This is a genomic window from Candidatus Neomarinimicrobiota bacterium, from assembly GCA_018647265.1.
Lineage (GTDB): Bacteria > Fidelibacterota > Marinisomatia > Marinisomatales > TCS55 > TCS55.
The window spans coordinates 1-11,939 of the sequence record JABGTK010000103.1; the positions used below are offsets into that span (position 1 = coordinate 1).

The following is an 11,939-nucleotide window of genomic DNA, read 5'->3' on the forward strand; positions in this document are numbered from 1 at the left end:
GCTAATTCCCTTTTTCATGAACAAACAATCTAAGTCCTAGAAACAAAAAAGCCCCGCCGCAATTTGCGGAGAGGCTTTTTATTCATTTTATGAATGATGAGTTATTTAGTTGTTTCCGTCGTCATCCTTATCATCACCTTCGTCACCAACCTCCATAGCGGCCTGCATAGCTTCTTCAGGTGTACCACCATTTGCTAATACATCATCAAAAGCGGATTTTGCTTCTGCTTTGCCTTCTTGGAATTCCTCTTCTGTCATTTCACAATCATCACATTCAACTTCCATTTGATAGAAAACTGCTGCAACTGCTTCAAATGCATCATCAGGTGTGCCACCATTTTGCATTGTATTCATGAAAGCTTGTTGAAAAGGATCTGGGCCTTGTTGGTCGTCATCACCGCCACAGCCACAATCTACAGGATTGCCGTCAGCATCATGATCCCATGTTGCGTAGGGGCCATCTTCTGGTTGACCGTCACCATCAGAATCTAACCAGTATTCACCATGGCCTTCGCACATGGCTCCACAGTTACCATCCCAATGGTTGGTTGGTGCCGGAGGGCCTTGGTGGTCACCGTCACCTGTCATATCACCTGTCATATCACCTGTCATATCACCTGTCATATCGCCATCATGATGATGGTTTTGCCAGTCTTCATCGGAGTTCCCTACAAAGTCACAGCCTTCGTGACCGCAATGGCCATGTTGTTGATTTCCGTCACCACTAAAGATATGATCGCATTGGTCGCAATGACCATGTTGATCGTTATCACCGGAAAATACGAATTCACATTTATCACAGTGACCATGATGATCACCCTCACCAGCGAAAGCATATCCACAGACATCACAAGTGGGTTGACCTTGATCATTGCCTTGGTCGGCGGCAGCGGCTACAAATTCTGCTTCATCAACTACGCCATCTTCTCCGGCATAATCATCAAAACCAGCATCGAATCCTGGATCATCGTTGCCTTCTTTATCCTGGCCAAAAAATGCGCGCGCTTCTTCCCGGTCAATTCCACCATCACCATTGGCATCAACATCGCCAAAAGCTGGTGGCCCTTGTCCGTCGCCACATGGTTCACCGACGTCATAGGCGCCATTGCCATTACAGTCGTTATAGTTTGCACAACCACCCTCAGGGCCGGGATCGGCTTCTGAGTAAGTTGCATTTGGATCACAGGGTGGAGGACCAGTTGGTGGACCACCTTGAGTACCGTCTTGAGCCAAAGCAAAAGACAAGATCACTATCCCTGTTAACATTAACTTGATTATTTTCATTTCATCCTCCTTGATGAGTTAGTTATTTGATTACTGATCAAGTATTTCCCCGCATAAGTCCCGAAACTTATTCTATTTTGAAAAATTATCACGTGATGGAGCTCACACTATCTCCTACTTTGAATTAACCGGCCCAATTCCGCCGTTGACCGATTGAATTCCTGTTCAAATGAACCGTAATAATCATTCACTTCATAAAAATATTTGGCTGCGTCTCGATCGACAACATGATTGTTGCTCAAAAGCACATCCGGTGATGGGAATAGAATTTCAATACCTGGTTTAAAGTATTGTAAGGTTAACTCAAAATCGGGATTCATCTCAAGAACCTTTTTCATTACCAACACATTGTATAATCGCCGCTCATCTTTTTCCCGCGAGACTAAAATAGTAAATATATCATCGGCGGAATTGACACCACGCTTATTTAAATCTTTTAATATATTTTTATATGAATCAGTTAGACTGATATACTGGGCGGCGGCAGTGGGTCGTACAAATGGTTTTGCTACTGTCGCCTTACCTTTTATGGCATAACTGAGTTGAAGCGCTTGTCCCTCCGGTATATTTCGGATATCATTCGCTAAAGGGGTCACTTTAAAACCAGCTGGATCAGCTACTGATTCGAGGAAGTAAATCACTTTATCCGGATCAATGTATTTGTAATACCCCAATCGTTCGATTACATCTATCAGCATTCGACGGACTAAAATATTTTCCCCAGGGACTTTTCCTTCAATCAGACTTTTATAGGGATCACGAACCATGAGTGTTTTATCTTTTTCAGCCCGTTTATTTACTTCATCCTTAATATCTTTAAATACCGGACTTTCATAAATAAAGCTTAAATCAAATACATCTGAATGTTGAATCCTGTAAGAGTTGGGAAAAGAACGGTTACCAAAAGCATTAAACAATTCTGAATCTTGAGGAACGACACGACTGAAATTGTCTTCACTCTCAGTAATGATATGGGGCGTTATAACAACAATAACTTCTTTTTTTACTGTCTGTTCAGATGAAACTGCAAAAAACCTACCGATAATAGGCAAATCTTTTAGAACCGGTACGCCACCCTCATTCTCCGTGGTTTTTTTATTAATTAATCCACCAATTATAAATGGTGTATTATTAGCCACCCTAACAAATGATTGCACTTTCCTGTTATTAATGATTGGCGCTGATTCCACATTTCCACTGGTAGCCGCACCAATTCGTTCTTCCGTTTCACTAATGATTGTTTCAACCTGAATAGTAACACGGGAACCATCTTCACTGATCCTTGGACGCAAATTTAAAACAATGCCAACGGGGATATAGTCCACCGACTTGGTTGTTGAAATCTGTGTATCGGTCGTTTTAACAATTGGGATTTGTTGCCCTACTTGAATTCGCGCCTGACGCCCATCCAAAACGAGTACGGAAGGTTTGGATAAAATTTCGGCAGCTTTGTTGCTGATTAGTGCATCAATATTTGCTCGGAAATTGGATGCGCTCCCCAAAAGTGTACGATCCAGTACAACAGTGAAGGGCGAAATCGAACCACCTTGGGGCGGTGGGAATGTGGCCGAATATCCTTGCCCAGCATTTGAAAAGTCAATTCCCAATTCATCCAATTGATCGGAATTCAATTCAAGAACCAATGCTTCAATAACAATTTGATTGGCGGGAACATCAATTTTATTTTGGATCAAATCGATGAGTTTTGCCAGTGAATTAAAATCTCCCGGTTTAAAACCAACCAAAAGGCGCTGCATGGGGTCGCCACTGGTTGTATTATCTAAAGTAACACCTCCGAGATCCACACCCAAAGCGGACTTTTTACTCGATGATTTAGCTTTACTTTTTTCAATTAATGAAACGGTCTCAGTGTCGGGTAATTTAATTATTATCGGCAATGCATTTGGAGCATTCAAGTCAGAATTCTTATTTAAAAATTGCGGTGAAAAATTATTTTGGCCTGCAATTTCACCTTTACCCGCTTTGAATTCTACAACTGAATATCCTAAGGTTTTTAAAATCGCTAAAGCGCGATCGGTCTCGATATAACTCAGTTTAATTACTTCAAAATCCAAATCCCTAAATGAATTTAAAGCACCGACGGTGGATCTTTTTTGGATATTAGCCGGAGGGCGTCTATTCACAGAAGCAGGAGGGCGCTGTTGCCCAATAAGGATAGAAAAAATAATAAATAGATAAACGAATGGTCTTTTCATCTGGGCACTACCATATTTACAGGAAGGGAAACTGACATACCATCAAAAACCACTGAAACGTGGCCTTTTTCTTTAAAGTCATAATATTCTTTTTTGGTACTGTTATATTTATATGTTGGAAGGAAAAACGCTAACACCTCAAAAGTGGATCCCTTTTCATCATCCAAGGCAACAATAATGTTTGATGCGGAGGTGAAACCATGAACGTCAATTGAACCACCCACTTGATCCATAATCATTTTTGTTGAAATATAATCACTAATGGAGTCTTTATGGACTTTACGCTCAACCTTTGCTGTGAGTTTGATACTGTCATCCAGGCGGACAATTTCATCAGAAATACTTAAATTAATGGTGAATTCCGTATTGCTGGTAGAAACAGACTTTGCCGTATCAATGATATTGTCGCCACAGGATAGTAAGCATAAAGCTAGTACCGCAAGTGCCACTTTTTTCATTAATCGTTCATTTATAACATTTATAGACAGAACGCTCATATTATATATAGTTAGTTTTCATCCATTATCCTCGGAAACAACGTACCTAAAGTGTAAACTATTTCTTGGATTAAAGTAAACACTTTTTAATCATTCTCTAATCTTTATAATTAAAGGATAATTTAGGTTCATGTCTTGTGATTCTATATAATCTCAAATAACTTCATCACAGTATATGTTCTATAGTATCATAAAAATTCCACAGACTCGGGGTTAAAATGCCAAAAAAGAAAAAAGCAAAAATCCTTGTTCTCGATACGAATGTCATCCTCCATGACTCAAGTTGTATTCACCATTTTGAAGAAAACGATGTGGCCATTCCCATTACAGTTCTGGAGGAATTAGACAATTTCAAACGTGGTAATGAGCAGATCAATTTCCATGCCAGAGACTTTTTAAGAGATTTGGATGAAATAACAGGGGACAATTTATTTAAGCAAGGCGTTTCTCTTGGCCAGGATCGTGGCAAGATCAGGATTGTAGTGAACCAAACCTGGGATGAAGATCTCATTGAAGTTTTTCGCGACGATATTCCTGATATCCGAATCCTGAATACGGCCATGCGATTACAAAAGTTGGAGAAGACTACTTCCGTAATTCTTGTCACTAAAGATACAAACCTGCGGATGAAAGCCAAGGCTTTGGGAATTTTAGCCCAAGATTACACTACAGATAAAATTGAAAGCGTCGATAAAATATATACAGGCAGGCGAACAGTTGAAAATCTACCAACGAAAATAATCGATTCACTTTATGCCAATCCCTTTCATGTTGATGGCGATAAAATTCCTGAAGTTACTTCTCCCCTTCCCAATGAGAATTTTATCCTGAGGAATGAACATAAATCGGCCCTTGCTACTTATGATAGCATAGAAAACCAATTTCACAAGATTGATAAAACACCCGCTTACGGCATTACGCCTCGCAATTCTGAACAAGCTTTTGCGTTGGCTGCCCTTATTAATCCTAAGATTCAACTGGTCACACTATCAGGAAAAGCGGGAACGGGAAAAACACTTTTGGCTTTGGCCGGCGCATTGGAAGCCCGTTCACAGTTCCGACAAATATACCTGGCGAGACCGATTGTACCCTTGAGTAATAAAGATATCGGCTATCTCCCGGGGGATATTCAATCCAAGATTGACCCCTATATGCAACCGTTATGGGATAACTTGGGTGTGATACGCCACCAATTCAAAGGGAATGATCCTAAATCACAAAAAATAAATGAAATGATAGAAGAAGATAAACTGGTGATTACGCCACTTGCATATATCCGTGGCCGCAGTCTTCAGAAAGTTTTTTTCATCGTAGATGAAGCCCAAAATCTTACACCCCATGAAGTTAAAACAATAATCACCCGGGCAGGGGAAGGAACCAAAATTGTATTTACCGGTGACATCAACCAGATTGACCAGCCTTATCTTGATAAATTGTCCAATGGATTGAGTTATTTAATCAACCGTATGACCAATCAAAAAATCTTTGCCCATATTACATTAGAAAAAGGAGAAAGGTCTTATTTGGCTGATTTGGCCAGTGACCTATTATAAGCATGACTGACATCAATCAACTTAATGATGAAAATTCTTTGAATTACAATTTGGATTCGTTCGGTTTAATTACGTTAGATAAACTGGTGAAATGGACCAAGTTTGTGGGTATCATGAATATCATCACCGGTGCCATTTATTGCCTGTCGATCCTGCTTTTTGCAATCCCTACTTTTATCATGGGTGTCATAACCATCGTCATGGGAACTAAGTTAACCAATGCGGCCAATCACCTCCAATTTGCTATCCAAAATAAAGATGACGTCAGTTTTACGAATGCCATGGATCATTTTCGATCTTATTTCCTCATCAATGGAATTTTATTGATTATTACATTTGCATTCATTGCCCTGTGTTTGATCTTTTTCAGTTTCTTTTTTGGCTCAATTATGGATCTAATAAACGATAGTGGATTTGATTATACAGTCAAATCTATCATTGCTAGAATCTGACTGAACACACTTTGAAATTTTTAAAGAAATTTATTAACATTAAACAGGGTGAGGCCAAAATGGTCCTTACCTTTTTCTTTTTCTCTTTCTTCACCGTAGCCATGGCCATGGTAGCCAAAACGGCAAGAGATGCTTATTTCTTAAGCCGTTTTGAAAAGTCTATTTTGCCCCTCATGTTTTTGGCTGTTGCTATAGTGCTTGCCCCAATCCTCACCTACTATACCAACCTTTCTAAAAAATTGACACCGCGGGTTCTTTTCGCCATGACATGTGCCATATTTGCCAGCTCATTAATTCTAGTTCAACCTATGATCACAGGCTTTGTAATTCCTGTTGTGTATATATGGGTTGAAGTTGTGGTGGGTATTATGCTGATCCAATTCTGGACATTTGCAGGTAACTCATTCGAGCCACAACAAGCAAAACGACTGTTCAGTATCATCGGTGGTGGTGGCTCTTTTGCTATCATGATTATAGGAATGAATCTTAAACCATTTGTTAGTGCTTTTGGTACGGATGAATTATTGTTTCTTGCGGCAGGCTTTTTGGGATTAGCAGCTTTTTTTGGTCTAAAATCTATGCAATATTTCAAAAAGGAGCCGGTTAAAAAAGGTGCAACAAAATCCTCTCAAAAAAATGGGGAAAAGAAAAAAGGGAAACCGGATCCATTTTTAATAGGCATTGGAACTATCGTTGCTCTTTCTGCTGTTGTGACTACCTTAGTGGATTACCAATTTAAAATTATCGCTAGTTCTTCTTTCCCCAGTGAAGCTGAATTGGTTTCATTCTTTGGCACATTTTACTCCATCGCCGGGGCAGCCTCAATTATAATGCAGTTTTTTATCACCGGCCCTGTGCTTTCTAGATTTGGTATCCTAATTGGATTGCTGATACTACCATTTTTCCTCGTTGCAGGCGTAACGTCAGTTTTAATCGCTCCGATTCTTATGAGCGCCAGCATTGCCAAATTTTCTGATCAAACTTTTAAGTTTACGATAAACGTTTCTTCAATGGAATTGCTGTGGCTTCCCGTTCCTGCTAATATTCGAAAAACTATAAAACCGCAAGTGAGTGGTACAGTAAAATCCATATCAGAAGGCTTCGGAGGATTGGTCACTTTTTTTCTGGTTAAAATTATTGCACTCCAATACTTAAGTATCATTTCACTTGGTGCAATTGCGGTGTGGATTTTAACCGCCATCAAAGTGAAGTCCGGATATGTTGAGCAATTGCAGACAGCCATTGCCAAAAGACAGATCGATTTTGAAGACTTGAATGTAGATGTTCAGGACGCAGCTATGGTGAAAACGATTGAAGAAACCCTTTCTTCAGATGATGAGATTAAGCAGCTTTTTGCACTGGAGATTATTGAAGGATTACCCTTGGCCTCCTGGAAAAAATCTATCAATCATTTATTTTTTGAGGGCAGTGTTGAAGTTCGAAAACGCATTTTATCCATGGCTTGGGATGAAGAATCCATATTATCCAATGATGATATCATTGAGGCAATGAAGAAAAACGATGAAGTTTCTGAAGAAGCTATTATGGTCGTGGGCCGACGAAAGCTCACAAATGTATTGCCAGATTTGGAACCACTACTTACAAATGAGTCCCAGAAAATTCGTGCGGTTTCCGCAGCAGCAATCCTTCATTTTGAGACTGGGCCGTCAAAGCGGGCTGAATCGATTCTAAATGAAATGCTGGATAGTGATGATGAATTGGTACAAGCCACTGCCTTAAAACGATTGGTTCATAATGATAGTATACTGCCCCAAGATAAACTGATACATTTTCTTGAGAATGAAGGCCCTTTGATTAGCAACGTGGCATTGACGATTGCAGGAAAACGGAATGAACCCGAATTAGTCCCGGCGATCATTTCTAATCTGAATTTTCCGAAAACCAGCCTCCAAGCACGTCTGATGCTCAATAAATTTTCTGATGACTTAATAATGGAAGAATTCCAAAAATTAATCGCATCTCCGAATTTAAGCCGAAAACTTCGCCTTGGGATTATCCGTACCCTTCGTGAATACCCCAATGACCAAACAATTGATATACTACTATTGCTATTGAATCGTGAAGATCAAGATGTATATAATGAGGTGGTTGATTCCTTATTGGCCGTAGCTCGGGCCCATTCAATCAGCGAAGATAAAAAGGCGGAAATTGAGAAAGAAATCCAGGCAATGGCACGTAAAGTTTATGCCCTGAATGAAGCCATAAAATTGATCCCCGATGACGATAACAAATTCCTCATGCACGACCACTTAAATAATGAGATTCAAAACACATTACCGACCTTATTAAAACTTGGTGTCATGGATGTACCTGACACACCAATTGAAACTTATATCCATACAGTAAAGTCCGGAGATCCAGCCAAACTGCCCTTTTTACTCGAATTTTTTGAAAATATTTTTTCCCTTGAAGAACGAGAAATTATCAACCCCCTCATTGAAAGAATTTCTTTAGAAGAAAGAAGCGAAGTGGGTCACAGTAAATTTAAGAATCTTCCTCATAACCTTGAGAGCGAATTGACAGAATCTGTTTATTCACCCAATAAATGGGAGTCGGTGATTGCTCTAGATTATTTATTAAAATCAGAAAAAATAGAGGTACTTCAAGGGTTGGATTGGGATAATGTTCCTGCATCAAAAGCTAATCAGGAACTACTTACAAGAAGAATCCAAAAAAATGGTACGAACCTTGATTTCATTCCTACAGAACGTTTTAAATTAGAGGCTATTGAGTTAAGCATGTATTCCACATTAGAAAAAACAATTATTCTGAAATCCGTTGATTTGTTCAAAACAATCCCGGCGGAGAACTTATCCCGCGTCGCCCAAATTACTGATGAAGTGCAGTACGATGCCAATTCACCCATTTTCGCCGAAGGGGATTATGGTGACTCTCTATTTATTGTTGTGGATGGGAATGTGAAAATTCACAAAGGTGAGCAGGAATTAGCCATGCTAGGGAAAGGCACTTGCCTCGGTGAGATGGCACTTTTGGATGATGAACCACGGTCAGCAGATGCAACCGTAACAGAAGATTCAACTTTATTTAAAATCGAACAAGAAGGATTTTATGAAGTAATGGGTAGCCAAAGCGATATTATGGAAGGCATTATTAAATTGCTCACTGGCCGCCTACGTGTGGCCAATGAAAAACTCATGTCTAAATAAAATTTGGATGCTATTGAAAACTAGGGACTAATCTTTTTTCGGAAGAATTTTTCCCAGCTTTTCTTCCGTTTTTTCTTCTACTTTTTTCACCACTGACTCCTTTGCTTTTTCGCCTGCTTCTGATGCCTTTCCTTTTAGGGTTTCAACTCCAGATTGCACCCCTTCTTTCAATGATTCAACACTGACTTCCTGTCCTGTATAAATCATATAGGCTACCCAGAGAACAAGAATGGCACTCACCACCATAACCAGTTTAATTAGTTTTTTAATGACGCCCAGTAAAATGATAATAGCTAGAACAACTGCCACCGCCATATATATTGGATTTGATGCTAACATTTCAATCGATTGATCCATTATTCTTTTTCTTTCAATTTTCGTCGATTTATCCTGCCCGATTTCTGTTCGTACTCATGAATGAAATTCATCACACGTTCATCATCAGGCATTTCAAATTTCATCGTGTCGATCCGTCCGGATTTTGAGACTACATCCTTGCCATTGATTATCAATTCGGCAATACCTACATAGTATCCTTCTTTCCCGGCTTGGACAATTAAAGTACCATTCACTTCTTCAGGTTTATCCAAGGGGGATTGACTGTGAGAACCCACAATTACATGGAGTCCCTCTATTTTATCCGCCAAGGCATAATCTAAATCCGCACCTTGGTGGGTCAGTAAAATGAAAATATCTGTTCCGTCCACAAGTTTTTCCATCTCTGCTTTAATAGCCTCTACGGGATCCTTCAACACAATATGATCTTTTTGTTCAGGGGTATAATACTTAACAGCGTATGGATCCATAATTCCCAGGATTGCAATTTTTATTCCGTCCTTTTCAACTATATGAGAGGCAATAATATTATCGACACCTTCTAAAAAAATGTTTGTTCCTACCACATTAATATTCATCATATCGTACAAGCGGTTGATCTGTTTCGGAGACATGGTCAATTCCTGGTCCCCTGGGAGGATGGCATCATAGGGCAAAAGGCCATAGGCTTCAGCCAAAAGACTATCTTTGAATGATTGGTGTGTCATGGTAAACATATCGCCCGCATCTACCAAAATTGAATTGGGATGGGAGCTGATAAAATTATTAATAAAAACTGTTCGCTTTTCAACTGCACCAAAGGGATGATCCGGGCAATAACAATTTTCCAGTGCCCCATTGGTATTATTGGTATGGAGAATATAGAGTATTTTTTCTTGCGCAAAAATACTCGCAGTTAGAAAGACGGCCAGAATTAGACGAAATCTGGATGGTTTTACATGTCCCATCATATCTAAAATTGGGAGTAATGAAGCCTTTAATCAAAACACTTTTATTTACAATTCCACTTTTTGCACAATACCCGGCAGATTCACTTTTTAGCGCTCCTGATACCTCCCCACTCCAAAAAATATTTCTCTACCCAATTACCAAATGGCAGCGGTTTTCTTATAATGAGTCCTCCTTAAATTGTCAATTTGCACCAAGTTGTTCCAATTATGGTGCCCAAGCAATTCACACCCATGGCACGGTTAAAGGACTTTTTATGACGTCTGACCGAATCATTCGCTGCAATGCTAACGCCTTTTTTTATCATCAAAAAATGGGTGGTCAGTTTCATTCTGATGGAAGATTGATTGATCCTATTAATTATAATTCCACAATTCATTCCCCTAAATCACCGGTTCTTGCGGCAGGGTTATCCATGGTAATTCCAGGATTGGGTAGAGCCTTTGCAGGGAGACCTATGGATGGATTCTATGGTTTCCTTTTGTCTGCATTGTCTATAAGTGCCGGTGTAAAATCGATAAAAAGAGAAAGTATTTTTGCACCACTTTATGTGGGAATGGCTGTCACCATTTATGGTGGTGAAGTGTATGGTGCTTACAGAACAGCAAAATATTATCAGCCTTAGAGTTTTATGTATTTATAGTAATATTTTATGTATTACATAAAATATTTTACTTGTTACGATGATTTTAGTTTATTATACTCCACCGACAAATAAAAGGAATTCATTCAACTTACCATGCCAATTATTACAAATCTAGATGTGATGCTTGCCAAACGAAAAATGTCACTGACGCAACTTTCCAAGGCAATTGGACTTTCTCTGACCAATTTGTCCTTGTTAAAAAATGGAAAAGTCAGGGGCATTCGATATGAAACATTGGAGAAAATCTGTATTGTATTGAACTGCCAACCGGGCGACATCCTTGAATACAGAGCCGATGATGATGGATTTAGTTCGAATGAATAATTTTCAACAACTAAAAGAAAGAGGTCTAAAATGATTCAATCACTCCTAAATGGCGGACCATTTATGATGGTCCTATTGATATTGTTTGCCGCAATATTATTTATTGCAGTAAAAAATATGAAAGAACCTTACCACACAAACGGCATTATTCTCTTGGGCATATTAACCGCATTTATGGGAATTTTCGCTACTTGGATTGGCGTAAATAGTGCTTTAAATGCAATTCCCGACATATCAAAAATTGCACCTCATATTTTATTAAACGGTGTAAATACTGCACTAATAACTACCTTTACCGGCGGTGTGATTCTTCTCATTTCAACTGCCATTTGGTATTACTTCATTAAAAAACATAATTTGCTGGTGGTATAAAATAAATCGCAGTTGTGAGGGTACATTTTATTTTAACTCAGGATTAACCACCGTATTTTCCGTCGCAATTTTTGCACAATAAGTACGCCAGTGTAGCTCAGGGGTAGAGCAGTTCTTTCGTAA

At 39.2% G+C, this 11,939-nt stretch carries 11 protein-coding genes; 6 read left to right on the top strand and 5 right to left on the bottom strand.

The features are described 5' to 3' along the window. Positions 1-105 precede the first annotated feature (105 nt). From HN459_05915 to HN459_05925, 3 genes are all read right to left on the bottom strand, one after another. A complete protein-coding gene (locus tag HN459_05915; protein ID MBT3478984.1) occupies positions 106-1,284 on the bottom strand; it encodes a hypothetical protein in 1,179 nt (392 codons plus the stop codon). A gap of 107 nt (positions 1,285-1,391) precedes the next feature. Next, positions 1,392-3,500: a type II secretion system protein GspD gene (locus HN459_05920; GenBank protein MBT3478985.1), complete on the bottom strand. Its 2,109-nt coding sequence runs from the start codon at positions 3,498-3,500 to the stop codon at positions 1,392-1,394. Further along, complete coding sequence (locus tag HN459_05925; GenBank protein ID MBT3478986.1) at positions 3,497-3,997, bottom strand: hypothetical protein; 501 nt, start codon at positions 3,995-3,997, stop codon at positions 3,497-3,499. Before HN459_05925 ends, HN459_05920 begins: the two co-directional genes overlap by 4 nt. 218 nt (positions 3,998-4,215) lie before the next feature. On the opposite strand from HN459_05925, the gene HN459_05930 reads away from it, so the two are divergent. The 3 genes from HN459_05930 to HN459_05940 are packed head-to-tail and all read left to right on the top strand — an operon-like array spanning position 4,216 to position 9,190. Then, positions 4,216-5,550: a PhoH family protein gene (locus HN459_05930; protein MBT3478987.1), complete on the top strand. Its 1,335-nt coding sequence runs from the start codon at positions 4,216-4,218 to the stop codon at positions 5,548-5,550. A 2-nt stretch (positions 5,551-5,552) separates the two neighbouring features. Next, the gene (locus tag HN459_05935) at positions 5,553-6,002 is read left to right on the top strand and encodes a hypothetical protein (GenBank protein ID MBT3478988.1); all 450 of its coding nucleotides are present in this window, start codon (positions 5,553-5,555) and stop codon (positions 6,000-6,002) included. 59 nt (positions 6,003-6,061) lie between these two features. Beyond that, positions 6,062-9,190, top strand: coding sequence for a cyclic nucleotide-binding domain-containing protein (locus tag HN459_05940; protein MBT3478989.1), 3,129 nt, complete (start codon positions 6,062-6,064; stop codon positions 9,188-9,190). 27 nt (positions 9,191-9,217) lie between these two features. Here the strand turns inward: HN459_05940 and HN459_05945 are convergent, their stop codons facing one another. Next, positions 9,218-9,547 (bottom strand): hypothetical protein, encoded by a 330-nt coding sequence (locus HN459_05945; GenBank protein ID MBT3478990.1) that lies wholly within the window; start codon positions 9,545-9,547, stop codon positions 9,218-9,220. Beyond that, complete coding sequence (locus HN459_05950; GenBank protein ID MBT3478991.1) at positions 9,547-10,476, bottom strand: hypothetical protein; 930 nt, start codon at positions 10,474-10,476, stop codon at positions 9,547-9,549. The genes HN459_05945 and HN459_05950 overlap by 1 nt, the downstream gene beginning before the upstream one ends. Positions 10,477-10,493: 17 nt before the next feature. Here HN459_05950 and HN459_05955 point away from each other — a divergent pair, with 17 nt between their 5' ends. The 3 genes from HN459_05955 (at position 10,494) to HN459_05965 (ending at position 11,816) form a co-directional block, all read left to right on the top strand. Then, positions 10,494-11,099 (top strand): membrane protein insertion efficiency factor YidD, encoded by a 606-nt coding sequence (locus HN459_05955; protein MBT3478992.1) that lies wholly within the window; start codon positions 10,494-10,496, stop codon positions 11,097-11,099. Between the two features lie 114 nt (positions 11,100-11,213). Next, complete coding sequence (locus HN459_05960) at positions 11,214-11,444, top strand: helix-turn-helix transcriptional regulator (GenBank protein MBT3478993.1); 231 nt, start codon at positions 11,214-11,216, stop codon at positions 11,442-11,444. 30 nt (positions 11,445-11,474) lie between these two features. Beyond that, complete coding sequence (locus tag HN459_05965; protein MBT3478994.1) at positions 11,475-11,816, top strand: hypothetical protein; 342 nt, start codon at positions 11,475-11,477, stop codon at positions 11,814-11,816. The last annotated feature ends 123 nt before the right edge of the window (positions 11,817-11,939 follow it).